This is a genomic window from Halobacillus sp. KGW1, assembly GCF_001592845.1.
Lineage (GTDB): Bacteria > Bacillota > Bacilli > Bacillales > Halobacillaceae > Halobacillus.
Map to the genome: position 1 here is coordinate 554,433 of NZ_LSOC01000002.1, position 25,233 is coordinate 579,665.

General features: G+C 46.0%; 26 protein-coding genes. 15 read left to right on the plus strand and 11 right to left on the minus strand.

The window, feature by feature from the left end; translation table 11 throughout:
- The first annotated feature begins 112 nt into the window (after window positions 1-112).
- Complete coding sequence (locus AXG56_RS03520) at window positions 113-778, plus strand: TrkA family potassium uptake protein (RefSeq protein ID WP_008640449.1); 666 nt, start codon at window positions 113-115, stop codon at window positions 776-778.
- Window positions 779-937: 159 nt separating this feature from the next.
- Here the strand turns inward: AXG56_RS03520 and AXG56_RS19390 are convergent, their stop codons facing one another.
- From AXG56_RS19390 to AXG56_RS03530, 3 genes are all read right to left on the minus strand, one after another.
- Window positions 938-1,081 (minus strand): hypothetical protein, encoded by a 144-nt coding sequence (locus tag AXG56_RS19390; RefSeq protein WP_161484896.1) that lies wholly within the window; start codon window positions 1,079-1,081, stop codon window positions 938-940.
- Between the two features lie 63 nt (window positions 1,082-1,144).
- Window positions 1,145-1,549, minus strand: coding sequence for a Mov34/MPN/PAD-1 family protein (locus tag AXG56_RS03525; protein WP_062513303.1), 405 nt, complete (start codon window positions 1,547-1,549; stop codon window positions 1,145-1,147).
- Window positions 1,550-1,555: 6 nt separating this feature from the next.
- Window positions 1,556-2,764 (minus strand): hypothetical protein, encoded by a 1,209-nt coding sequence (locus tag AXG56_RS03530; protein WP_062513305.1) that lies wholly within the window; start codon window positions 2,762-2,764, stop codon window positions 1,556-1,558.
- Window positions 2,765-3,078: 314 nt separating this feature from the next.
- Between AXG56_RS03530 and AXG56_RS03535 the strand changes: the two genes are divergently transcribed.
- The 5 genes from AXG56_RS03535 to AXG56_RS03555 all read left to right on the plus strand — a co-directional run bounded on the left by AXG56_RS03535 (window position 3,079) and on the right by AXG56_RS03555 (window position 8,070).
- Window positions 3,079-3,765, plus strand: a complete 687-nt coding sequence (locus tag AXG56_RS03535; protein WP_008639059.1) for a hypothetical protein — start codon at window positions 3,079-3,081, stop codon at window positions 3,763-3,765.
- 97 nt (window positions 3,766-3,862) lie between these two features.
- Window positions 3,863-4,414 (plus strand): hypothetical protein, encoded by a 552-nt coding sequence (locus tag AXG56_RS03540; protein ID WP_008639060.1) that lies wholly within the window; start codon window positions 3,863-3,865, stop codon window positions 4,412-4,414.
- Entirely contained in the window at window positions 4,407-4,688 is a 282-nt protein-coding gene (locus AXG56_RS03545) for a hypothetical protein (RefSeq protein ID WP_062513307.1), read from the plus strand. Before AXG56_RS03540 ends, AXG56_RS03545 begins: the two co-directional genes overlap by 8 nt.
- Before the next feature lie 29 nt (window positions 4,689-4,717).
- Window positions 4,718-6,181 (plus strand): hypothetical protein, encoded by a 1,464-nt coding sequence (locus tag AXG56_RS03550; protein WP_062513308.1) that lies wholly within the window; start codon window positions 4,718-4,720, stop codon window positions 6,179-6,181.
- A gap of 167 nt (window positions 6,182-6,348) precedes the next feature.
- Window positions 6,349-8,070, plus strand: coding sequence for a pyruvate oxidase (locus AXG56_RS03555; RefSeq protein ID WP_062513310.1), 1,722 nt, complete (start codon window positions 6,349-6,351; stop codon window positions 8,068-8,070).
- Between the two features lie 52 nt (window positions 8,071-8,122).
- Here the strand turns inward: AXG56_RS03555 and rnjA are convergent, their stop codons facing one another.
- Window positions 8,123-9,793, minus strand: a complete 1,671-nt coding sequence (gene rnjA / locus AXG56_RS03560; protein WP_008639064.1) for a ribonuclease J1 — start codon at window positions 9,791-9,793, stop codon at window positions 8,123-8,125.
- A 3-nt stretch (window positions 9,794-9,796) separates the two neighbouring features.
- Window positions 9,797-10,006 (minus strand): DNA-dependent RNA polymerase subunit epsilon, encoded by a 210-nt coding sequence (locus AXG56_RS03565; protein WP_008639066.1) that lies wholly within the window; start codon window positions 10,004-10,006, stop codon window positions 9,797-9,799.
- Between the two features lie 426 nt (window positions 10,007-10,432).
- Here AXG56_RS03565 and AXG56_RS03570 point away from each other — a divergent pair, with 426 nt between their 5' ends.
- Entirely contained in the window at window positions 10,433-11,212 is a 780-nt protein-coding gene (locus tag AXG56_RS03570; RefSeq protein ID WP_008639068.1) for a Cof-type HAD-IIB family hydrolase, read from the plus strand.
- Window positions 11,213-11,333: 121 nt separating this feature from the next.
- On the opposite strand, the gene def is transcribed toward AXG56_RS03570, so the two are convergent.
- The gene (gene def / locus AXG56_RS03575) at window positions 11,334-11,888 is read right to left on the minus strand and encodes a peptide deformylase (protein WP_008639070.1); all 555 of its coding nucleotides are present in this window, start codon (window positions 11,886-11,888) and stop codon (window positions 11,334-11,336) included.
- A 181-nt stretch (window positions 11,889-12,069) separates the two neighbouring features.
- On the opposite strand from def, the gene AXG56_RS03580 reads away from it, so the two are divergent.
- Complete coding sequence (locus tag AXG56_RS03580; RefSeq protein WP_008639072.1) at window positions 12,070-12,753, plus strand: YkyA family protein; 684 nt, start codon at window positions 12,070-12,072, stop codon at window positions 12,751-12,753.
- A 75-nt stretch (window positions 12,754-12,828) separates the two neighbouring features.
- Here the strand turns inward: AXG56_RS03580 and AXG56_RS19395 are convergent, their stop codons facing one another.
- Complete coding sequence (locus tag AXG56_RS19395; protein ID WP_161484897.1) at window positions 12,829-12,975, minus strand: hypothetical protein; 147 nt, start codon at window positions 12,973-12,975, stop codon at window positions 12,829-12,831.
- Between the two features lie 418 nt (window positions 12,976-13,393).
- On the opposite strand from AXG56_RS19395, the gene pdhA reads away from it, so the two are divergent.
- The 5 genes from pdhA (at window position 13,394) to AXG56_RS03605 (ending at window position 19,002) form a co-directional block, all read left to right on the plus strand.
- Window positions 13,394-14,476 (plus strand): pyruvate dehydrogenase (acetyl-transferring) E1 component subunit alpha, encoded by a 1,083-nt coding sequence (pdhA, locus tag AXG56_RS03585; RefSeq protein ID WP_008639074.1) that lies wholly within the window; start codon window positions 13,394-13,396, stop codon window positions 14,474-14,476.
- A 4-nt stretch (window positions 14,477-14,480) separates the two neighbouring features.
- On the plus strand, window positions 14,481-15,458 hold the full coding sequence (locus AXG56_RS03590) for an alpha-ketoacid dehydrogenase subunit beta (RefSeq protein WP_008639076.1): 978 nt from the start codon (window positions 14,481-14,483) through the stop codon (window positions 15,456-15,458).
- Between the two features lie 29 nt (window positions 15,459-15,487).
- The gene (locus AXG56_RS03595) at window positions 15,488-16,768 is read left to right on the plus strand and encodes a dihydrolipoamide acetyltransferase family protein (RefSeq protein WP_008639078.1); all 1,281 of its coding nucleotides are present in this window, start codon (window positions 15,488-15,490) and stop codon (window positions 16,766-16,768) included.
- A gap of 3 nt (window positions 16,769-16,771) precedes the next feature.
- On the plus strand, window positions 16,772-18,178 hold the full coding sequence (lpdA, locus tag AXG56_RS03600) for a dihydrolipoyl dehydrogenase (RefSeq protein WP_008639079.1): 1,407 nt from the start codon (window positions 16,772-16,774) through the stop codon (window positions 18,176-18,178).
- 71 nt (window positions 18,179-18,249) lie between these two features.
- The gene (locus AXG56_RS03605) at window positions 18,250-19,002 is read left to right on the plus strand and encodes an arylamine N-acetyltransferase (protein ID WP_008639080.1); all 753 of its coding nucleotides are present in this window, start codon (window positions 18,250-18,252) and stop codon (window positions 19,000-19,002) included.
- 163 nt (window positions 19,003-19,165) lie between these two features.
- On the opposite strand, the gene AXG56_RS19825 is transcribed toward AXG56_RS03605, so the two are convergent.
- Complete coding sequence (locus tag AXG56_RS19825; protein ID WP_255358485.1) at window positions 19,166-19,288, minus strand: hypothetical protein; 123 nt, start codon at window positions 19,286-19,288, stop codon at window positions 19,166-19,168.
- A gap of 255 nt (window positions 19,289-19,543) precedes the next feature.
- Here AXG56_RS19825 and AXG56_RS03610 point away from each other — a divergent pair, with 255 nt between their 5' ends.
- Complete coding sequence (locus AXG56_RS03610; RefSeq protein ID WP_062513312.1) at window positions 19,544-20,860, plus strand: hypothetical protein; 1,317 nt, start codon at window positions 19,544-19,546, stop codon at window positions 20,858-20,860.
- A gap of 112 nt (window positions 20,861-20,972) precedes the next feature.
- Here the strand turns inward: AXG56_RS03610 and AXG56_RS03615 are convergent, their stop codons facing one another.
- The 3 genes from AXG56_RS03615 to AXG56_RS03625 form a co-directional block, all read right to left on the minus strand.
- Complete coding sequence (locus AXG56_RS03615; RefSeq protein ID WP_026577528.1) at window positions 20,973-21,368, minus strand: hypothetical protein; 396 nt, start codon at window positions 21,366-21,368, stop codon at window positions 20,973-20,975.
- Window positions 21,369-21,535: 167 nt separating this feature from the next.
- Window positions 21,536-23,065, minus strand: a complete 1,530-nt coding sequence (locus AXG56_RS03620; RefSeq protein ID WP_008639085.1) for a BCCT family transporter — start codon at window positions 23,063-23,065, stop codon at window positions 21,536-21,538.
- Between the two features lie 61 nt (window positions 23,066-23,126).
- On the minus strand, window positions 23,127-24,197 hold the full coding sequence (locus AXG56_RS03625) for an aromatic acid exporter family protein (RefSeq protein ID WP_026577527.1): 1,071 nt from the start codon (window positions 24,195-24,197) through the stop codon (window positions 23,127-23,129).
- A 155-nt stretch (window positions 24,198-24,352) separates the two neighbouring features.
- Here AXG56_RS03625 and AXG56_RS03630 point away from each other — a divergent pair, with 155 nt between their 5' ends.
- Entirely contained in the window at window positions 24,353-25,189 is an 837-nt protein-coding gene (locus AXG56_RS03630) for a polysaccharide deacetylase family protein (RefSeq protein WP_008639087.1), read from the plus strand.
- Window positions 25,190-25,233 lie beyond the last annotated feature (44 nt).

The following is a 25,233-nucleotide window of genomic DNA, read 5'->3' on the forward strand; positions in this document are numbered from 1 at the left end:
CCTTTTTTATGCTAACATTGTGAAAGGAAGATCGATCGGTACTGGCATAACAATCGCCTTTCTTTTATGATAGAATGGATGTACATTTGGCCTGATAAATGGAGGAACAATCATGAAAAAAGAATTTGCAGTCATTGGACTGGGTCGTTTCGGCGGCAGCATATGCCGTGAGTTGAGCAGGGAAGGGATGGAAGTGCTAGCCCTTGATCTGGATGAAGATAAAGTCAACGAGTACAGAGATATCGCTTCTCATGCCGTCATCGCTGATTCAACGGACGAACACGTTTTAAAAGAACTGGGATTCCGCAACATCGACCATGTGATTGTCGCGATTGGTGACAACATCCAGGCGAGTATGCTGACCACTCTGATCCTTAAGGAAATGGGAATCAAAACAATTACGGTTAAAGCGCAGAATGACTACCATGAGAAAATCCTGAACAAGATCGGAGCCGATCAAGTTGTCCACCCGGAACGGGATATGGGGAAACGGATCGCGCACAATATCATTTCCAATAATATTCTGGATTATATCGAGCTTTCTGATGATCACAGCGTCGTCGAAGTGAAGGCCGGCAGTAAAATGAGCGGAAAAACGCTTGTTGATCTGGATATCCGTGCCGAGTACGGATGTAACGTCGTGGCAATCAAACGCCATAAAGACGTCATCGTTTCTCCGATGGCAAGTGAAGAAATCCGGGAAACGGATGTCCTGATCGTCATCGGGGCCGATAAAGATATCAGCCGGTTCGAGAAGAACCTCGTTGTTGAAGATTAAATCATTACGAAGAAGCCCATCCTGCAGGATGGGCTTCTAATATATATATGAAATATTTATGATTCATTATCGTCTGGCTCAGGCATGGAGGGCTCCTTCAGCCCTCGATTGTACTCTTCGATCGTCCATATTCTCATTCGGAGGTGAGAAGGGAACGAGTTACCTTTTTTTCAAGCAGCATCCGCCGCGTCTTACCGGGCGTTGTACTTTTGTTTGCGGTGATGTTTCAATGACAATCGGCGTGCTGGACTTCTTAACAGACCTGCTGCTTTGAACTTGTCTTCTCACTCTTCTAGCTTTCACGAATACCTCTCCTTATGGTTTGATAATGTATTATAAGAAAAAATGCGGAAAATGGGAGGGCATTTATCGCTTTTTAATTGAAAAAGGGTGTTCGTCACATGTCCTGTTTTTAATGGTGAAACATCGCATGTTTGGAGGATTGGTCTTGTAAGAAAGAATGACCATGATGACATTATCGTCGGGGTGGTGAAGGAGATCTGTATAAGAGGGATAAGGTGCTGTATCAGGGTGAGTGTGATAGATCGCCAACACCTTATGTCCCGCATGACTCACATGTTCCAACGTTTGTGCGACTACCTTGGCACTGACAAAAAAACGGTTTCTAGCCTTCCATTCGTTTTCCAACGGCCAGACGGATAGGATCACTCCTGGTTCCTCTCCGGCCAATAAACCACAGGCTTCGAGCGGCCATTCCCTGCGTCCGTGCTCCATTATCTGTTCATACTGCTCTTCAGACAGTTCGATCATGGAAGCTCACAGCCTTCTTTGAAAGAATGAAAAGATCGAAGCACGCTCTCGCTTCTTCGGTGCATCTTCGTCATTCTCCTGCGTGAATGATTCCACTTTTCGACCGCGTGCAGGCAGGGATTTAGGTCTGTTGGCAATTCGAAAAGAGGCCATCTTAGGCTTATCATCCGCTTCTTTATGAGGAAGCGTCTCTTTAATGGAGAGGGCTTTCTGGTTGGACACTTTCTCCAAGGGTTCCGGATTCTTCGTGACAGTCTTCTGGACTTTTTCTGGTTTCCTGTTTTCTTCTAATCTCTGGGCGGTTTCTTCACCGTTTTTTTTTCGAATGATGGTGTTCTGGTTGAAGTCCATAGCAGAATGACCGGGCATCCGTCTTTTTCCTGGCTTATTATTTCCGGATTCAGGGAAAGAGATGCCATTCTGTTGAAAGCCCTGCTGGTTCTGATAATAGGATGATTGCTGCTGATACCCTGGCTGCGACATAGGTGGGTAATAATCGCTTCTGCCTGTATGGTACTTCCGTGAAGATTGCAGCATGCTTTGAAGTTTTCTGTACTCCGACGTTTTCTTCGGTGCAGGTGCCTGCTCTCTTGGTTCTTCAATCGGCATTTCCGGAACTTGTTGTCTTGAATGAACCAGCTGTTCTCTCAAGCCGTCGAGTTCTTCCTTCAGACGGTCCACTTCGCTTGTTTCCGTCTGCTTGCTTGGAACCTGCTGGTTTTTCAACGAAGCCAATTCTTCTTTTAACCGCTTCACTTCACTTGATTCCGTTTCTTTCTGTCTGTGCTGCTGTTCTTTTAGCTGCCTTAATTCTTCTTTCAATCGACTTACTTCTCCCGATTCATCCTGCTGCTTCGACCGCTCCTGTACCTCAATTACCCGATTCATTTTTTCCATTAAGTCGTGGACTTGAAGGCGGTCCATCTTCTCCTTAATGAAATCGATGTCGCGTTTTAATGTACTGACGGTGTCGTTCACAGATTGCAGCTGGGCAGCCAGCTGATTCGTTCGTTGGTCTGCACTGTAGTGGTACTCTTCCATACGTTTCATTACTCCTTCGAATTTATGATGGAACCCATCGGATTCCTGTTTCATTAGAAGGTAGTCGTCGGCTATGGTTCCTGTTTTGATGGAGTGGAGCATTTCCTTGTAAAGGGATAATTTCGCTTTCATGGTTTCGATCGCTTCCGGACTGTACGTGTTGTTCAGATCCATTACTCATCACCCTTTTGCAGCACATTAATATACTATTGATGAACCACCAATACGTGACAAATGTGCCGATTTTTCTGACACGCATGACCTTGGAAATCCGTCCTGTTTTTTTCTTACTATTGTATGCAGCACGGAACAAAAAAGTAGTTGTTTGTATCGGACAGTCACACATTTCCATTTGTCGCATTTATTATGGGTGTTCGCACAATTCGCAAAAGCACACCAAATATCAGCGATAGCACTAGACCCAACTGTACACTTGTTCATATGCTACGAATGAAAGAGAAAATCTTATTCGGAGGTGTTTGCAAATCATGCAAGCAAAAAATTTAATGGGGGGCCAAGAGCTCCTTTGTATCAACACAGAAAAAGTTTACGACTGGATTATCAACGAAGCGTCTTTTGATTTGACGTTGGGTGATTTCGATCTACCGGTCGGACCGACAGGAGATTTGCTGGAGTGTACAGATATCGAGAATGTCACTTGTGTCGTGGAACCGGCAGAAGTAGACCCTATCGAAATCGTAGGTCGTACCGATCAAGAATTGGTCGTTGATGGAACATTGTTGACTCTGCAGTTGGTCAACATTCGTAAAAACTTCACCGTGACTGTTCTTGTCGAGCTTATCCCTGAACTTGGCGGCGGTACTATTGAAGTCGGTTCTGTCGACTTTACACGTTGTGAGCAAGTGCTTCTATGTGCGCCGGATGGAACAGATGTCGATGTTTCTTATACAGATCTCGACTGCTTCATCTGTAACTTCTCCTGTGAGGAAAATGGTTCTTTGGAAGACACATTGACTGACGTTACTGTAACGGTTCGTCTGTGCCAAAGCATTCAGTCCACATACGACGTAACGCTTGAAATCGTAGCGGACTTCTGCCAACCGCGTGATATTCTTCCAATCCCGCCTTGCCCTGCTCCAACCATCCCACCTCAATGTCCTGTATTGTTCCCGAATGTGGACGATGGCCCGGGACTATCCGGTGATAAGTGCTAATACTCAGGCATAGAATCAAAGAGAGGATTTCTTCCTCTCTTTTTTCTTTTTGTCTTAATTCGGCTCTTTGTGTTCAGACAGTACGGAGGTGAAACGAATGAAAGGATCGGCTGAGCTGCTTTCTGAATGGCAGCAGAAACAGAAGCGCTACATGGAAGCATTTCGAGATCGGATCAAGGAATTGGAAAAGGCGAGGTCTTGGAAGGTGATCAGCTATTTTACATACTCGGTTCACCTTGCGCATGACAGATCAAAAGAAAGCATTCTTCTTGGAAGCTATCATATCCATAATATCGGTGAGGAACCTTTCGTGGATCCTTACATCTGTCTTCAATTGTCGGAGGACTCCCCCTTTCAGTTTTCCGGGAAGTATCTGTACAAAGATTCGATTCAGAAATTGCAAATGTCCGGGGCTTGGGAACGTTTGAATGAAGCAGACAACAAAACAGAGTATTGGCTGCGCCCTTCCGGAAAGCAGCTCATCTCTCCGGGAGAGAAACTGACCTTCTCCAATTTTCAAATGAAATGGATCGCAGATAAGAAATATGCGGGGAGTCTGAATGGATACACCTATGGAGAGGAGGCGAAGGAGGGGATTCCTTCGCTCAATCAAATCAACCTTAGTGGGGAGGGGGATGCAGGTGGATGAGCTAGACCTCCAGTTGGTGCTTCGTAAATGGCTGAAAGAATGGATGACCCGTCAAGTAACGAGGTTGAAAACAGACGAAGAGAAGCGGAGTCAAAGCTTTGTTTTTCTGGATGACGACACCATCCAGATGATTCTCATGATGTTGGCCATGAATCAGCGTCGTGGATGGAATGCTGAAAAGGTAACAGACAACAAGGAGGATAGGCAGGCGGTAAAGCAGTACATTGAGGAGAGCGAACGGGAGTGGACCGATTTACTTTCCCGTTTGAATTGAAATGAATTCCTACCTGGGGGGTTATGGTTATGGAGAAAGATACGATCCTTCTACAACAGAAGATCATTCATTTCAAGTCGGAACTGGCAAAGTACAAGGAGAAAGTGAAAGATTATCAGGAGAATTATCACTATGCCCTGCTGGAGAAGCTGAAAAAAGAGAATACCGCCCTTCGTGACAGGGAAGAACAGCTGCAAAAGGAAAAAAGTGTCGCAACCCAGGAATCTGTCAAACGCATCCAGGGGATGGAACAGCAAATAGCCAGTATGGAAAAGGCGAAACAAACAATGGAGGAAGAAACGGCGTTATGGAAAGAGAAGGCAGCGAGGTTCCAAAAAGATTTTGAATCCGCACAAACCCGTCTCATTCGTCTACAAAAAGAATCATCTGCTTATCAATATCAGCTGAAGCAGGCTGAAAAGCATTCGGAGGAAAGAGAATCCTTATGGAAGGAAGAGCGTTCCCTTCTAAAAGATAAGCTTGCAGCGGAAAAGAAAGCGAAAGACTCGTTGTTCCAAAAGGCTCAAGGTCTGAGAGAAGAAGCGAAAGACCAGCGGGAATATGTCCAGGAAGAAAGACAACAGAAGCATAACTGGAAAGCAGTTTACCTGGAGAACAGGACGCGGGCAGCAGGGCTGGCACAGGAGAATGCGGAAATTCAAAAACGATTGGAGGCAGCGGAACAGGAGGCAGCCGTTTGGAAAGATCAAGCGAAACAATTGGAAACGGAAGTCCGGAAGGCGGAAGGGGAATTGGCCAGAACAGCAGGGGAGTCTGCAGCGACCGTTTCTGAATGGAAGCTTCGGGAACGTCAATTTCAAAAGGACATCATCCGTTTGAAGCAATCAGCACAGGAAAAACAGCAACTCCTTAACATAAGGGAAGAAGAGCAGGAACGACTGGAGACAGAAAATAAGGAGCTCTGCTCGGATATCAAATACTACGTGTATTATACAAAACAGCTCGGCGATCTTCTCTCCGGCGCGGAGGTGGATTTGAATAAACAAAGAGATGTAGTCCGGGAGTTGGAACAATCGAAAATTAAAGCAGAAGACGAATCGAGACGCATCGGAAGGGAATTGGAGACGAAGGTTGCCGCTTTAAAGCAACTGGAAGATGAACAGCATACCCGTAATCAGGAAAGAAGGTTGTGGGAAGAAGAAAGACAGAACTATCAGTCTGATGTCGCCGACTTAAAGGGGCAGCTCAAGGAGGCTCATGAACAAGTGGAGGAACTGCAGATGATCCAGACTCATCTGAAAAAGCAGAATGAAAAGGTCCTCGGCATGTTCTCCAAGGAAGGAAGCGCGGATACTCCCAGCGATATCCTGTCCGTTCTGGATGAGCAGATGAAGAATATCCTCGGGCAGACGTTCGAGTATGAAGAACAGCTGGATTCCAAAATCATCTTCATGGAGGCACTGGAAGAGAAAATTGATCAGCTTGGGAAAGAAATCCTTCAGATGGAAGGACGGGACGGTCAGGAAGATTGAACGGACGAAGGGCACGCCGGAAGGCTGCTCTTTTTTTGTGCGAAAGATTCAACGGAATCAGGAGAAAATAGGACCAGTATCTCCTCGATTTGTTTAAAGCTTTGCAGGAAAGGAAATAAGAACCATTAGAAGCTATTATATTGTTCACCAGAGAAAGGATGAGACAGATGTTTGAAAAGCGTACAGGAGAAGTGATCACACAGCAATTGATTGATTGGGGGGTGGACCACATCTATGGAATGCCCGGCGATTCCATTAACGAGCTGATGGACGACCTTCGAAAGAGACAGGAAGAAATATCCTTCCTGCAGGTCCGTCATGAAGAAACCGGAGCGCTTGCGGCTGCGGCTTATGCGAAACTCACCGGAAAGCTTGGAGTGACTCTCTCGATTGCTGGACCCGGCGCTGTTCACTTACTTAATGGATTGTATGATGCCAAGGCGGATAAAGCTCCTGTACTTGCCCTTGTCGGACAGGTACATAGTGAAGAGGTGGGGACAGGTGCTTTTCAGGAAATCAATTTGGAGCGCATGTTCGATGATGTTGCCGTGTTCAACCGCCGTGCGGAAACAGAAGCACAGCTTCCCGATCTCTTAGATCAAGCGATTAAGGAAGCTTATGCAAACAAAGGGGTCTCTGTTCTCATCGTACCGGACGATCTGTTTGCAAAAAAACAAAAGAACGAACCGCGTTTGACTGCCGGAACCTACTATCGTCCTGAGATCGTTCCCAATTCGGATCAGCTGAAAGAGGCCCGGCATTTAATCGAGCAGGCGGAGAAACCGCTCATTCTTGCCGGCCAAGGGACGAAGGATGCATCCGCTGAGTTGATTCAATTCGCAGAGACGATCCAGGCTCCTATCGTTATGAGCCTTCTTGGTAAAGGAATCATCCCGGACAATCATCCGTACTGTCTAGGGCAGCACGGTCAGATCGGCACAAAGCCTGCCTACCATGCAATGAAGGAAACCGACCTTCTCATTCTCATCGGTACGCAATTCCCGTACCGTGATTTTCTTCCGGAAGAGGTGAAGGCGGTCCAAATCGATAACAAGCCGGAAAACCTGGGCAAATACTATCCGATTGAGCTTGGTCTTCCTGGAAACAGCAAGGAGACTTTACAGGCGCTGATCGAACTGATTACTCCAGTGGGGGAACGCGGCTATCTTCGTCATTATCAGGAAAAGATGAAGGATTGGCGGATTGCGCTTCAGGAAGAGAAACGTTCCACAAAGGACCCGCTCCATGCACCGCAGGTTATGTATGAGCTGGAGAAGCATATGGAATCCGGTGCGATCATATCCGGAGACGTAGGAAATGTTACCGTATGGCTTTCCCGATTCCTGCATCTTGTCAATCAGAAGTTTCTCATGTCCGGCTGGCTTGCTACAATGGGGAGCGGCCTGCCGGGAGCACTGGCTGCGAAACAAGCCTTCCCGGATAAACAGGTGATCGGCGTTTCCGGAGACGGTGGCTTTTCCATGGTGATGCATGACTTTGTTACAGCCGTTAAGTACGATCTTCCGATTAAAATGATCATTCTAAACAACAGTAAGATTGGAATGATCAAATACGAACAGGAACAGATGGGGCATTTAAATTATGCGACGGACCTTGGGGAAGTGGATTTTGCCAAGTTCGCCGAAGCTTGCGGGGGAGAGGGATACCGAATTCGCTCCTATGAAGAATTGGAGCCGAAAATGAAGCAGGCTTTCGTATCGAATAAGCCGGTCATCATTGATGTCGTTATCGAAGATCAGGCGCCTCTTCCTGGTAAAATTGATTACACCTCAGCGGTCAATTTCTCGAAATATATCGTTAAGAACTTCTTTGAATCCGGGACGCTTGATCTGCCGGATATGAAAAAAGCGCTCCAGCGCCTGACTTGATCAAAAAGAAAAACCCGCGCCGGGTCATCCCGGCGCGGGTTTTTCTTTTTGATCATACTTCCATAATGATTGGAAGAATCATCGGACGACGCTTCGTTTTTTCAAACAAGAACGGAGCGATCGTATCCGTGATTTCGTTTTTGATTTCTGACCATTGCGTTGTACGGCGTTCCATGACTTTCTCAACATGAGAACTTACCAGCTTCTGTGCTTCCTTAATCAAATCTTCGGATTCTCTCATGTAAACGAATCCGCGGGAAATGATGTCCGGGCCGGAAGCGATTTTGAATTCCTTCATATTAATACTTACGACGACGATGACAAGGCCTTCTTCGGAAAGAATACGGCGGTCGCGTAGTACGATATTACCGATATCACCAATTCCGCTGCCATCTACATAGACAGAACCGGAAGGGATCTTACCTGCGATGGAGGCTTCGTCTTTACCAAGGGCAAGCACGTCACCGTTGTCCATAACGAAGCAGTTCTCTTCCTTGACATCACAATCAAGGCTGAGTTTCACATGCTCTTTCAGCATGCGGTATTCTCCGTGGATCGGCATGAAGAATTTCGGCTGCATCAGTCGGAGCATCAGTTTCATCTCTTCCTGACTACCGTGTCCGGAGGTATGGATGTTTGTCAATGGACCGTGAATAACATCGGCACCTGCACGGTAAAGCTTGTTGATCGTACGGCTGACACTGATCGTGTTTCCAGGGATTGGGGAAGAAGAGAACACGACTGTATCGCCAGGCTGGATTTGGATCTGACGGTGGGTACCGTTTGCGATCCTTGACAGGGCAGCCATCGGTTCACCTTGGGAACCGGTACAGAGAATGACGACTTCATTAGCCGGCAGACGGTTGATTTGTTGAGCATCAATGAACGTATCCTTAGGGGCACGGATATATCCAAGTTCCTGACCGATGCGGATGGAAGATTCCATGCTCCGTCCAAAAACAGCTACTTTCCGATTATTCCTAACGGCTGCTTCCACTACCTGTTGAAGGCGGTGGATGTTTGAGGCGAACGTTGCGAAAATCAAACGACCGTTATCCATACGCGTAAAGATATCCTGGATGCTTTCTCCTACGACACGCTCTGACTTCGTAAAGCCTGGTACTTCACTGTTCGTACTGTCGGAAAGAAGAGCAAGTACACCTTCTTTACCGATTTCCGCCATTTTAGCGAGGTCTGCAGGTTCACCGACAGGGGTGAAGTCGAATTTAAAGTCTCCCGTGTGAACGATGTTCCCAGGCGGTGTCTTAACAACTACACCGTAGGAATCAGGGATACTGTGTGTCGTGCGGAAGAAGGACACGGATGTTTTACGGAACTTGATGATGTCATCTTCCTGAATTGTATTCAGTTTCGCACTGCGAAGGAGACCGTGTTCATCAAGCTTGTTGCGAATCAAGCCGATGGCAAGCTTCCCTGCATAAATTGGAATGTTAATTTCACGCAGCAGGTAAGGGATACCGCCGATGTGATCTTCGTGTCCGTGTGTGATGATAAGCCCTTTGATCTTATCTTGGTTCTGCACGAGATACGTATAATCCGGAATGACATAGTCGATACCGAGTAGTTCATCTTCCGGGAATTTAATACCAGCATCAATGAGGATGATTTCGTCTTGGAATTGAACTGCGTATGTGTTTTTACCAATTTCACCGAGTCCGCCAAGGGCGAATACGGCTGTCTGGTCGTTCTTCACGAATTTCATAAATTAAAATGTCTCCAACGCGAAATCTTCGGATTGCTTCTCATATCCCAGGTGATCCTCATCAAGCACCTGGATATATTCAATATTGAACCCTTTATCTTTTAACTTTTCTCTGACTTCTCTCTCTGTTTCCGCTTCCACATACATGGAATTCGTATGTTCACGGACAGGAACTTCTGTTGCCAGTTCCTGATACAAAACTTTGAATATCATTGCACTATCGCTCCTAACTAGATATAATTTCCACATTCTTGTCCTTCCATCATCATAGCACGTTTCGAACCCGCATGGTAATGATAATGATAGTCACAGGTGTTTCGCTGCACCTGGACAATGGTATTACGCGTATGTTTTACGATTCATTAAATTCTTCCAACGTTTTCTAAGCTTCCTTCGTAGACGCTTCATCATATGCATCCATCCCCTTTCACCAGATGAAGAAAAGCGCCAAAAACGTTAAAACCGCCCAATCCCTGTTATCTCTAGTATAATACGGTTTGTGGAAGAATGAAACATTACATTTTATATTTTGTCGTTATCGTTTGTTTTTCTTCTCAAACTTATCCACTCATGCTACAGTATAGCCAAAGAAGACACTATGTTAGTATAAATGTTGAAATCCATGTAGGAGGATCTGGTATGACAAATAAAAAAATCGCCTTCTTCGATATAGACGGCACCCTGCTAGACCATGATAAGAAACTTCCTGAAAAGACAAAACAGGCCATACAGAAATTGAAAGAGCAAGGGGTATACTGTGCCATTGCCACCGGCCGTGCCCCGTTCATGTACAAGAGCTTGCGAGAAGAACTTGGAATCGATTCCTATGTGAGCTTTAACGGACAGTACGTAGTTTTTGAAGGGAAAGAGATTTACAAAAACCCACTTTCAGAAGAAGCACTTCAGAAGCTGCACGTCCACGCAGAAGAGAATGACCATCCGATGGTCTTTATGAACGAAGAGGAGATGAGAGCGTCTACGCCTGATCATGACTCTATTCGCCAAAGTCTCGGCACGCTTCTGCTTGACCATCCGGCTGCAGATGAAGGTTTCTACAGCGGTCGTAACATCTATCAATCCCTGCTTTTCTGTGAAGGAAGAGAAATTGAACAATATGAGGAGGCGTACGAGGCATTCGACTTCATTCGCTGGCATCCGCTCTCCTGTGATGTTCTTCCTAAAGGCGGATCTAAAGCAGAGGGAATTAAGAAAATGATCGAAGCAGCCGGCATGACCATGGAGGATACGTACGCTTTCGGTGACGGACTCAACGACATTGAAATGATTTCAGAAGTCGGAACCGGGGTAGCCATGGGGAACGCTGTACCGGAAACGAAGGCCGTAAGTGACTACGTTACGACGGACGTTTCGGAAGATGGTCTGTCCCACGCCATTTATGAGCTTGGTTTATTGAAATAACCGAGAGGAAATAAAAGAAATCAAGCATAAAAAATCCGGGTGATCATCTGAGATAGACGATCGTCCGGATTTTTTGTTCTATAGAAGCGATTTGTCTTTCTTCTATACATACAGAGGTTTCTCATCGGTCGGCGGGTGTAGCGTTCTCCGGCTCTTTGAAAGGATTTTCCATATCAATATGATCGTAGAACATGACGCCGTGCAGGTGATCGATTTCATGTTGAAATACGATAGCTGCATAATCTTTCAGACGCAGCTTGACTTCATTACCTTCAAGATCTGTGCCCTTTACGGTGATTCGGCGGTGACGAGGGACGTAGCCGGGTACTTCTCTGTCGACAGAGAGGCATCCTTCCCCTGATGTCAAATACGTCTTTTCAACGGAATGACTGACAATTCTCGGATTAAACAGACCATAACTGTAGAGCTTATCCTTCATGTCCGTGAAGTGTACGGCAAGCATTCGTTTATTCACGTTGATCTGCGGAGCTGCCAGACCGACACCTGGTCTTAAGCCGTAACGGCTGCACACCTGGTCATCCTGGCTGTTCTTCAAGTATTGAAGCATTTCTTCCAACGTCTCTTTATCCTCTTCGGATGGTGGGAGGGAGACTTCTTCGGTCACGGTTCTCAAAGCGGGGTGACCTTCCCGGACGATATCATCCATCGTAATCATCTACAACATCCTTTCTGGAAAACAAGTTCTACAATAGCACGCCGGTTCCATTAAGAAAACCATCGGCCATCTATTTGGTAACATTTGTGAAAAGGTGTTTCCATTTAATATCATTTATTATACTATGGTAGATATGGCAAGATTACAATACGATTACGTAGAAATTCAAGGGGGAAGAGCTGTGCCGAAACGTATGCTGATCGGAGGCCTGGGTGCTGCTGCAATCTTGCTGTCTGCATGTACGGGGACGTCCGCACACGAAGCGATGTACGATCATTTGGAAAAAGCGGTTTCTTTGGAAGATGCATTCCGCGACCAGCAGCAGCCGATGGTGGAGCTGGAAGAGAAGGAACAGAAACTTTACGAAGAGATCATTGATCTTCAGACGGACCAGATGGATCAAATCAAAGAGAAGTCCAAGGAAGCCTCTGCTATTGTAGAAGATCGGAAGAAGAAGCTGAAACTGGAGAAAGAGAGCATCGACGCAGCCAAAGAGGAGTTCGATAACATAGATGGTCTTGCAAAAGACTTGGAAGAGGACAAGGCCGAAGCGAAAGACGAGGCCGAAGCCCTCGTAGAAACAATGGATCAGCGCTACGATACATACCAGACTCTTTACAGTGCTTACACAAAAGCCCTTCAGCTGGACGAAGAGCTCTATGATATGCTTCAGAAGGAAGATTTGACGCAGGAAGCCATGCAGGGCCAGATTGAGAAAATCAACGAGAGCTATCAGACGGTTATGGATAAGAATAAAGAATTTAATGAATATACGGACGCCTACAATAATAAGAAGAAAGAACTTTACGATGCATTGTCCTTAAATGTGGAATATGAGGATCATGAAGAATCCAAGGAATCCTGAGAAGAAGCCGCTGCTGTTGCAGCGGCTTCTTCTATTGCTTATAGAAGAGAAGGGGATGGGTGGATGATTATTAAGTTAACGCTGTGCGAATAAAATCGATGTGACAACAAGGCTTCCCTTTCGTTGGAAAGGCAGCAGGTAGGAAGGGGAAGCGGCGAAGAGGCAGATCGTCAACCTTTCTATGGAAAGCTCCCCATGGCCCTGGTTTTCTTTGTTCCCCAATAGAAAACTCCCCCTTTCACATACGGTGAAAATGTTATACTTTTCATTTGATTCTTGATAAGAAAAAACGTAGAATTAATACAGGCAGTAATTTCAGGTGATACAGTATAGTTGTTTTCATCGACAGAATCAGCTGCTTTCCGATTGCTGTGTGTTTAGTCTCGTACTATATAAAGAATATATACTGCGAAGTGATTGACGAATGATGACGAATTGAGCTAAACTACATAGTGGATTGACATTGTACCATTGAATTTTGCTTCTTGAGTGTAACAGTTTATATGGTATTCTCTGTATGATTAGTTCCCTAAACGACGGGGTAAAAACGTAAAGAGCAAATCGGTACAGTTTTTTTTCATATTTGGGAAAGCTACTCACAGCATCCATTTTAAAATACGAAAGGAAAGGGTGAAACACTTTGAAACGAACTCTTGAGAACATCGAAAATCAGTTCGAAACGTTTCAAATCCTGAATGAGGAAGGCGAAATCGTAAATGAAGATTACATGCCTGACCTATCAGACGAAGATCTAAAAGAAATTATGCGCCGTATGGTTTATACGCGTATCCTGGACCAGCGTTCTATCGCGCTTAACCGCCAAGGACGTCTTGGTTTCTATGCACCAACAGCAGGGCAGGAAGCTTCCCAGCTGGGTACACAATTTGCATTGGAGAAAGCGGACTTCATTCTCCCTGGTTACCGTGATGTACCACAATTGATCTGGCACGGCCTTCCACTTCACAAGGCGTTCCTATTCTCTCGTGGACACTTCCAAGGGAACCAAATGCCTGAAGGCGTTAACGCAGTAAGCCCGCAAATCATCATCGGAGCGCAGATCACTCAGACTGCCGGTGTTGGACTTGGCTATAAGAAACGCGGAGAGAACGCTGTAGCAATCACTTACACAGGTGACGGCGGTGCGTCTCAAGGTGACTTCTACGAAGGTATTAACTTCGCAGGTGCTTTTGGTGCGCAAGCGATCTTTGTCGTTCAGAACAACCGTTTCGCAATTTCCGTACCTGTTGAAAAGCAATCTGCCGCACAAACGATTGCTCAAAAAGCAGTAGCTGCAGGAATTGAAGGTATTCAGGTAGACGGTATGGACGTTCTTGCTGTTTATGCTGCAACGAAAGATGCTCGTGAGCGTGCCGTAAACGGAGAAGGTCCGACATTGATCGAGACGCTTACTTACCGTTATGGTCCACACACAATGGCCGGAGATGATCCGACTCGTTACCGTACGGAAGATCAAGACAGCGAGTGGGAGAAGAAAGATCCAATCGTTCGTTTCCGTAAATTCCTTGAAGCGAAAGGCCTGTGGTCTGAAGAGGAAGAAAACGAATTGATCGAAAAGACAAAAGAAGAAATCAAAGCTGCCATCAAGGAAGCTGACAATACTCCGAAGCAGACAGTTACTGATTTGATCGGTATCATGCACGAAGAGCTTCCATCCAACTTGAAAGAACAATTGGATGAATACAAAGAAAAGGAGTCGAAATAAGACCATGGCACAAATGACTATGATTCAAGCCATCACAGATGCGATGCGCACAGAACTTAAAAATGATGAAAACGTGCTGATTTTCGGTGAAGACGTCGGTCAAAACGGCGGTGTATTCCGTGCGACAGAAGGTCTTCAAAGTGAATTCGGCGAAGACCGCGTATTCGATACGCCTCTTGCTGAATCCGGAATCGGCGGTATGTCCATCGGGCTTGCCCTGACTGGTTTCCGTCCGGTACCTGAAATCCAATTCTTCGGTTTCGTATACGAAGTAATGGATGCAATCAGCGGTCAAATGGCACGTTACCGTTACCGTTCCGGTGGTACACGTCCAATGCCGATTACGGTCCGTTCTCCTTTCGGTGGTGGTGTACACACACCAGAACTTCACGCAGACAGCCTGGAAGGCCTTATGGCACAACAGCCTGGACTTCGTGTAGTTATTCCATCCAACCCTTACGATGCGAAAGGTCTATTGATCTCTTCCATCCGCAATAACGATCCTGTTATCTTCCTTGAGCACATGAAGCTTTACCGCTCTTTCCGTGAAGAAGTTCCGGAAGAAGAGTACACGGTAGAACTTGATAAAGCTGCAGTGAAGCGCGAAGGTACAGACGTAACATTGGTCGCTTACGGCGCAATGGTACACTCTTCCCTTAAAGCAGCGGAAGAACTTGAGAAAGACGGAATCAGTGCAGAAGTTATCGACCTTCGTACTGTAAGCCCGGTTGACTACGAAACGATCCTTGAATCTGTTAAGAAGACAAACCGTGCGGTAGTCGTTCAAGAAGCTCAGAAACAAGCTGGTATTGCAGCGAACGTCGTTTCTGAAATTCAAGAAAAAGCCATTCTTCACTTGGAAGCTCCTGTTCTGCGTGTAGCTGCACCGGATACAGTATATGCATTCACTCAAGCGGAAGAAGTATGGTTGCCTAACCACAACACAATCGTTGAAAAAGTCAACGATGTTATGAACTTTTAATCATCTCTAACTTATAGGAGGGAACAACCGTGGCATTTGAATTTAAGCTACCTGATATCGGTGAAGGTATCCACGAAGGTGAAATTGCAAAGTGGTTCGTCAAGCCTGGCGACGAAGTAAAAGAAGATGACGTGCTTTGTGAAGTACAAAACGACAAAGCCGTTGTAGAGATTCCTTCTCAAGTAGATGGAACTGTTAAAGAGCTTCACGTGGATGAAGGAGAAGTAACAACTGTAGGTACGGTCATCATCACGATTGATGACGGTTCTGAAGATACAGGCTCCTCAGAAGCACCTAAAGAAGAAGCGAAGGAAGAAGCTCCTAAAGAGGAAGCGAAATCCGAAGAGCCTCAAACATCTGAAGAGAGCGATGTAGATGAAGACAAGCGCGTCGTAGCCATGCCTTCTGTACGTAAATTCGCTCGCGACAACGATGTGGATATCCGTAAAGTACAGGGCTCCGGCAAAAACGGACGCATCGTGAAAGAAGACATCGAAAGCTTCTTGAACGGCGGACAGCCGGCTGCTTCTGAAGCACCTGCAGAAGAGAAAGAAGAGGCATCTGCTTCTACTTCTTCCGAACAGGCCGTACCAGCTGCGGGCGAAGCATATCCGGAAACACGTGAGAAGATGAGCGGTATCCGTAAAGCGATCTCCAAAGCTATGGTTAATTCCAAGCATACGGCTCCTCACGTAACGTTGATGGACGAAGTGGACGTAACAGAACTTGTTGCCCACCGTAAGAAATTCAAAGCAGTTGCTGCTGAACAGGAAATCAAGCTGACATATCTTCCTTATGTTGTGAAGGCTCTTGTTTCCACACTGAAGAAATTCCCTGTACTGAACACGTCTATTGACGACAGCACAGATGAAATTATTCAGAAACACTACTATAATATTGGTATCGCGGCAGATACAGATAAAGGCCTTATGGTTCCAGTCGTTAAAGACGCAGATCGTAAGTCTGTCTTCTCTATCTCCAGCGAAATCAATGAACTTGCTGTAAAAGCTCGTGACGGTAAACTTTCAGCACAAGAAATGAAAGGTGCTTCCACTACAATCACGAACATCGGTTCTGCTGGTGGTCAATGGTTTACTCCGGTAATCAACCACCCAGAAGTAGCGATCCTAGGTATCGGCCGTATCGCTGACAAACCGATCGTCCGCGATGGTGAAGTAGTAGTCGCTCCTGTCCTTGCGATTTCCTTGAGCTTCGACCACCGTATCATCGATGGTGCTACAGCTCAAAACGCAATGAACAACGTCAAGCGTTTACTGAACGATCCACAACTAATTATGATGGAGGCGTAAAGTATGGTAGTAGGAGATTTCCCAATTGAACTAGACACGTTAGTAGTTGGTGCGGGTCCCGGCGGCTATGTAGCTGCCATCCGCGCTGCACAAACAGGACAAAAAGTTACAATCGTTGACAAAGGCAACCTCGGCGGTGTCTGCCTTAACGTTGGATGTGTACCTTCCAAAGCATTGATTCAAGCGGGTCACCGTTATGAGCATGCAAAAGGATCCGAAGACATGGGTATCAAATCGGAGAACCCGACTGTTGATTTCACAAAAGTACAAGAGTGGAAGGGCAGTGTCGTTAACAAACTTACCAGCGGTGTCGAAGGGCTTCTTAAAGGAAACAAAGTAGACATCGTAAAAGGTGAAGTTTACTTCGTGGATAAAAACACGGTTCGCGTTATGGATGAGAAAAATTCTCAAACTTACACGTTCAACAACGTAATCATCGCGACAGGTTCTCGTCCAATCGAGCTTCCTACTTTCAAATACTCTGATCGCGTCCTGGATTCTACAGGTGCTCTTAACCTTAAAGAGATTCCTAAGAAACTGGTCGTTATCGGTGGTGGATACATCGGTACAGAGCTTGGTACGGCTTACGCTAACTTCGATACAGAAGTGACGATCCTTGAAGGTACAGGCGATATCCTTGGCGGCTTCGAGAAGCAAATGACTTCTGTCGTTAAGAAACGTCTGAAGAAAAAAGGCGTCGCTATCGAAACGAACGCCCTTGCACAAGGTGTGGAAGAGCGTGAAGACGGCGTTACCATTACTTACGAAGTTAAAGGCGAAACGAAATCCATCGACGCTGACTACGTACTTGTTACCGTTGGTCGTCGTCCGAACACAGACGAAATCGGCTTGGAAGACCTTGGCGTGAAAATGAGCGACAAAGGTGTTATCGAAGTGGATAAACAGTGCCGTACGAGCATTGACAACGTCTACGCTATCGGTGATATCGTTCCTGGTCCTCCACTTGCTCACAAAGCCTCTTACGAAGGTAAGATCGCTGCGGAAGCAATTGCTGGTGAGAAGTCTGAAATCGACTATCTTGGAATTCCAGCTGTTGTATTCTCTGATCCAGAACTTGCTTCTGTTGGTTACACAGAACAAGAAGCGAAAGATGCTGGTTACGAAGTAAAAGCAGCTAAATTCCCGTTTGCAGCAAACGGACGTGCTCTTTCTCTTAACGACAGTGACGGTTTCTTGAAACTGGTTACTCGTAAAGATGATGGTCTCGTTATCGGTGCTCAAATTGCAGGTCCAAACGCTAGTGACATGATCGCTGAACTTGGCCTTGCTGTAGAAGCAGGCATGACGGCGGAAGATTTGGCTCTTACAATCCACGCTCACCCAACTCTAGGTGAGATCACGATGGAAGCTGCTGAAGTAGCTTTGGGTAACCCAATCCACATCATGTAATTATTTTAAAAAAGGCAAAAGCTCTTCGGAGCTTTTGCCTTTTTCTCTTATATAGAGAGGAGAGCAGGAAGATGGAAGTAGAGCGTTATTTAAAGCGTATTCATGTAAACAGGTTGGAGGCACCCTCTTTGTCCTTCCTGAGCAGACTTCAGGATCAACATATGCTTCATGTCCCTTTCGAGAACTTGGATGTCATCCGTCAAGTTCCAATTGAACTGCATATACCATCCTTTTATGATAAAGTTGTTCTCCGCAGAAGGGGAGGATTTTGTTATGAACTGAATGGTCTATTTCATTGGCTGCTCGGAAAGGCGGGGTATGAAGCGCGGTTGATCAGTGCCACAGTGAAGCAGCCGGATGGGGATTGGGCTCTAGAGGACAGCCATGCCGCTATCATCGTGTGCCTGGATGGATCGGAGTATTTGGTTGATGTTGGATTCGGAGATTCTACGAGGAGGCCGCTTCGCCTGAGCGGGGAGGTTTCAAGAGACGTGAGCGGGGATTACCGCGTCGATAAGTGCGGGAAAGCATTCTATCTGCAGAGAAAGAAAAATGACTCAGAGGAGTGGCAGACGCTGTACCGTTTTTTGTCCAGAGGAAGAAAATTAGACGATTTCCATAAGGCCTGCGAGTATAACCAGACCTCCCCTTCTTCTCCTTTCACAGGTAAGGATATCGCTACGATTGCTTCAGCTGACGGCAGACTGACTATTTCCGGAAATACCTTGATACAAACAACCCGTTTCGGCAGAGAAAGAACCGGGATCGAGGAGGAAGAGAAGAAGCTGCTTCTTCAGAACGAGTTCGGCATGTCTTCTTTTTGATACCAGGAAAAGAAGGAGATACCCCGTCCCTATAGAACAGTATGTAGAAAAGGGAAAAGAGGTGTCATAGGTGAACAGCCCTATTCGTCCTGTGATTCATACGGTGCTCGTACCTGTCACGGATTTAAAGGCATCCAGCAGGTGGTATGGCCTATCCACTCCGTTAGATGCTGTGTCTCCCCCCGTGCAAAACATCCCGCTTGACCATCACACCGGCCTGACTCTGGATACGGGAAGGTAGTTTGATAAGGAAAAGCAAAGCGGATTGCCCCTGTTCAACTTCCATACGGATGATATCCTATCCGCTGCGGAATTCGTGAAGAACCGAAAGCTTGGAGAGATCAGTGACATTACCGTCTTTTATGATCTTTCTTTTTTTACTATACAAGACCCGGATGACAATATAATTATGATAGGAACCGGATGAGCAGAGAATTCTATTCTCTGCTTTTCATTATGCTTTCTTTATTAAGAATATATTGTGCGATATAGAAGAATATGTTAAATTGTATCTCGTATCACAAGGGATAGGAGAGATAGAATGAAGAAAAAAATGATATTCGTTGCTTTACCGGTACTGGCGGTTCTTGTCTTTGTCGTCATTCAAATGAGCAAGCCGTCCCCTTCTGACGTGTTGACGGATTTTAAGGAAGCGGTCCAGGCGGAAGATTCAGATCGCCTGTTCGACATGGTCGAGCTCGAAGATGACATCGAGTGGAGTACAGAAGACGCAGAAAGTATGATTACATATTTTAAGCAAAATGAAGATGATTGGTCTGATCAAATGGAAGTATTAAACAGGCAGGCAGCTGCGTACCAATCGAAAGGCGATACATCGGTTTCAGCCGGTGCAAACGAGTTGGCTAACGGTGGATTTTATATGAAGAAGGAAGAGGGGCTTTTTGGAGCTGCGTATGCGATAAAGGCGGCTGGGTTTCATCTGGATCTGCAGGCTCCTGAAGATGCTGAGATTACTTTCAAGGATGCCGAGATCGATATGTCAAACAAGGAAACGAAGCGGCTTGGTACGTTCGGACCCGGAGTTTATACGATTCATGGCTCTAAACAATATGAATATACAAAGGTTTCCGAAGACAAAGAAGTGACGTTGTTTGAACAAGGGGATTATTCGCAGGCGGTTCAAATGGATTTGACAGGAGAGAAGGTTACTGTCACGTCTCAGACACCGGAAACTAAAGTGAAAGTAGAAGGAAAAGACACGGAGCAAACAATTAACGAGACGCTTGCCGTTGGTCCCATTGGAGAAGGAATGACGGTTCAAGGATTCAAGGAGTTCCCGTGGGGAGAGGCGACAAGTAAATCGTTTGTGGTCGGGGAGGATGAATACACCGATGTGGGAAAAGGTTTCGCTAAGTTGGAAGGGTATGATCTGACTCCCGATCCTGTGGTAGGCGATGCGATGAAAAAGGCAGTAGTTTCTGCCATCAACCGGTTCGCTGAGGAGGAAGTAAAGGCCAAGAAAGAACAAGATGTGGAGATACTTACTAATATCAGTGATCCATTGGAAAAGGACTACATCGTCCAAATCCAAGATTTTGATGAGGAAAATTACTTTGAAGGAAAAGCCCTTGGAACGCGGATAGACATAGAGAATGCAAGTTATGAACAAGGACAGGGAGGCGTGGACTTATTAAGAGTTCCTGTCGAGTTTCACGAGGAATCCAGGGAAGTTTATGAATATATTGATACAGAGATGAGAGAGTCATTCGATGCCACTGTCGTTGTTCTGACGTATGATGAGCAGGAGAAGCAGTGGATCATCTACGATAAAGAGAATAAGCGTCATGTGGGAGAGGACTATATGTCTGGGGAAGGTGTAGTGAAAACGGAATTTTAATTGGTTGTTGCATGTAGAGTTTCCGCACTCATCCTCGTTGAATAGGAAGAAAAGAATCGAATATGAAAAGATCCGGTCTCTGTAGAGGCCGGATCTTTTTCCTTCCTGTCCATCAGGAAGGTTTTTCTGTATAGGAACCGGTCATGTTGATGGAATCTTCCAATGCTGTAAGAATATCAATATGCCGGTTATCACCTTTTATCGTCTTAACGGTCTTTCCTTCTTTCTTAACAACAAGGGCAGGGAGATCTTCTTTCGTCAGACGAAGGTTATCCGAATTCATCTCCTGCTGTTTAAATTCCAGCTCTTCTGTATCCTGTTGTTTGACTTTCCAATCAAGCAGGGCGCTCATATAATTTTTTGCTGCTTCCTGCTCATCGCTGTCTGTGTAGAGGTACAACTCATAATCGAGAGGTGATGCCTTCAGAACCTGGACATCTTCTGTTTTCGGTATGCAACCGGCTAACAACAGGACAGCAAAAAACGTCATGATCAGGTACTTGTTCATCCTCCGCCACTCCCTTAGCTTCGTTCCATCCTAAGTGTAACAAAGGACTAGGGGATAGTTGGAACTGTTATCGTTTTGTTACGGAAATGAAAGCCTTATGTCGCTTTATGATAACAATGTGTAAAATAAAACCCCCTCGATCCACGGGACCGAGGGGGAGGATATCTTTATTTCTTACGCAAATTGACCTTTTTGCCTTCTTCCTGGAATGCTTTGAAGAGGGAGAAGCAGATCAAAATCATGATGAATGTAAACGGGAAGGCGGCGATTATTGCTGCTGTCTGCAGGGAACTCAATCCACCCTGCCAAAGAAGTACAGCGGCTGCACCGGCCTGAATGATACCCCAAGTGAACTTCACCTGGTTCTTAGGGTTCAGGCTTCCGTTGGTCGTCTGCATACCGAGAACGAAGGTCGCAGAGTCGGCAGACGTGATGAAGAACGTGCTGATCAACAGCAGTCCGATAATTGCCATGACTGAACCAAGCGGAATATGCTGCAGCATAGAGAACAGCGCGACTTCTGTACCAAGTTCGCTTACATCGGATTGAATGTCTACTCCTTGGAAGAACTCAAGGAAGATCGCAGATCCACCAAATACGGAGAACCAAAGAGCTCCGAAGATCGTAGGGACGAGCAGGACACCGAGAACGAATTCGCGGATGGTACGTCCTCTGGATACACGGGCAATGAATGTACCTACAAATGGAGCCCAGGAGATCCACCAAGCCCAGTAGAAGATCGTCCAGTCCTGTACCCACGTATTATCTTGGGAGAACGGCGTCATGCGGAAGCTCATCTGCGGAAGGTCACGGACATATCTTCCGAGTGTCGTTGTGAAGAAGTCCATGATGAAGTTCGTCGGACCGGCGAACAGCAGGAAGAGCATAAGTACAATTGCAAGCACGATGTTCGTGTTACTCAAGTACTTGATCCCTTTGTTCAAACCTGTCATGGCAGATGTCATGAACAAGACGGTAACAATAGCGATGATTGTCAACTGAAGAGCGAACGTATCGCTTAAGCCGTCAAATGTGTACGCGAGACCACTGGATATCTGCAGTGCTCCAAGACCGAGTGATGTTGCAACACCGAAGATCGTTGCGAATACAGCGATGACATCGACCAACGTTCCGATCGGGCCTTTGACGCGTTTCTCACCAAGGATCGGTGTCAGGGCAGCGCTGATGACGCCGGGAGCGTCTTTACGGAATTTGAAGAATGCCAGTGCCAGTGCAAGGACGGCATAGATGGCCCAAGGGTGGAGTCCCCAGTGGAAGAAGGAATATTTCAGCGCGGACTGCGCGGCATCCTCACTCATCGGCTCCTGTTCTACGCCTGCTGGTGTATGCAGGTGGGAAAGTGGTTCCGCTGCACCCCAGAATACGAGGCCGATACCCATACCGGCACTGAAAAGCATAGCGAACCATGTGAGATAAGAATATTCCGGTTCTTCATCCGGTTTACCCAATTTCAAATTACCATATTTAGAGAAGATTAAATAAATGGCGAAAATCAAAAATCCTGTAGCGGACAGCAGGTAAAACCATCCGAATTTTTCTGTAAGAAATCCTTGGACATTTGATGTAATGTTAGCAAGGTTCCATGTCGGCAGCGTTGATTCTGGAATCGTTCCCCAGATGATGAATAAGAACGCAATGACGACGGAAATGTAAAATACTTTAGTTACTTGATTCATGTCTAAGTTCCCTCCTAATGGATTTGTTTGTGCACATTCCCCTTTGTACAGTTTTGTACGATCAATCTCTTAAGTAGCACTTCTCCACCAAGGCCATCTGTTTTGCAGATAAGTCCTGCAGTTCTTCCAAAACATCATGGAAGCACAGCATTTCATAAAGCAGGATTGTCTGTGGTGGGAGGTGGTGTCGGTATGTGGTTTTCTTGATGACGTGGTCTTCTTTCCATTTCCAGAATAAGCGGTCCAAATGGGCGACGTTTTGAAACTGCTCTTCCTGGATGGAATGGGTCGGGTCCAGTAATACCCGGACATAATGATCCGTCAAAGAATGCAGAAGTTCCTTCTCAGATTCCGAGAAATCGGATCCCTTCGTCTGAACATACTGCAGATTCCCCAGATGATAGACGATTTGCTGGAAGGCTGCGAGCTTCCTTTGGGAAAGTTGAAAAGCGACCATTTCTTCATTCGTGTGACGGTGATACTTCCATTCTTCCCGCTGATAACTTGACAGCTGCAGAGTTTTCTCCAGATGAGCGGTCAGCTGCCGGTAAGACCGCTGGTTATTCCGTGTTTTCTCTTTAGATTCTGCCGTAATATCATAAATTATTCGTTTCAGGAGAAGGCCGGCTTGGTTATAAAGGCCATTGATGTTTTTGTAAATCATTGGGGAATAATTGGGCGGCAGCAGAAAAAAGTTCACAAATGTCGAAACAATGATCCCAATGGATGTAGTACCCAATCTTGTGAAGAATGAAACAAAATAATGGTCCTGAAAGTCCGGAATCATGGCTGTCGCCGTAATGGTGGCGACAAGAATGCCGGCATCGAGCTTCAGTTTGTGACAGACAGCAATAGTCGCCATCGCAACCAGCGCAAACGTAAGGGCACCTTTTCCGAAAAGTCCGTAGAAAGCCGTAGCAAGCAGAGCTCCGATTGCAGAGGCGGGGAAACGCACTGCCGCCTTCTTGATCGAGTCGGCTGCCGTATGCTCGATCGTGACAATTGCGGTTATGACAGCAAAAATAATGGGTAAATTAAAAAAACCGCAAATCAATGCAGTCAGAAAGACAGATATACCCGTCTTCAATGTACGGCTTCCGAGAAGTTTGAATCGCTTGATTGCTTGAAGCATTTCCATCACCCATTCAATAAAAAATGAAAAATAGATATTTAATGAAAGACCACATCAAAACATTATATAACAAATTACCTAAAAAACATAGAAAAAATGTAGATTTGTCGGATATAATGGAATATGTGGAAATACATAACAGTGGAGGGTTTACTATGAAGAAGTGGTCCCTATTCCTCTTCATCCTGCTGATCATGCTTGCTGCATGTTCCGAAACGAATGGACAGGAAGGACAGGAGAAAGACCAGAAAGCAGAAGAAAATGTACAGACGTCTGATGATTCCGGGCAGACATCCGAAGATGAAGCCGACAAGGAGGATTCAGAAACCAAAGAGGAAGCGGAAGAAGCGACGGCCGATACAGCGCCTCAGTACGAACTTACGGGAAACTGGTCGTTTCAGCCGATCGGGGATGCCAATCCGAAAGTTGCTCTGCTGACCTTTGACGACTCTCCCGATAAACATGCGGTTGAAATGGCCCGGCTGCTGAAAGAGAAAGGCGCACCGGCCATTTTTCTTGTGAATGGACACTTCATCGATTCGGAAGAAGGGAAGCAGAAATTAAAGGAAATTTATGAAATGGGCTTTGCCATTGGGAACCATACGGCAACACATGCCAACTTGAAGGACCTGACAGAAGAACAGCAGAGGGAAGAAATTGTGAGCGTCAGTGATACCGTGGAAGAAATAACAGGCGAACGGCCGAAGTTCTTCCGTGCACCTTTCGGCTCCAACACTGATTTCTCCAAGCGTTTGGCGGAAGAAGAAGGAATGCTTGTTATGAATTGGACCTACGGCTACGATTGGGAGAAGCAGTATCAGAATCCGGAAGCTCTTGCTGACATCATGGTCCATTCCGAATATTTGAATGACGGGGCCAACCTGCTTATGCACGACAGGGAATGGACATATCAAGCGCTCGGTGATATCGTCGATGGTCTCCGGGAAGAGGGCTATGAGCTCCTCGATCCTGCACTAATTCAAACGCCTTAAGAGAGAACGAACCACATAATGTACAGGCTGAAGACCATCTCCGG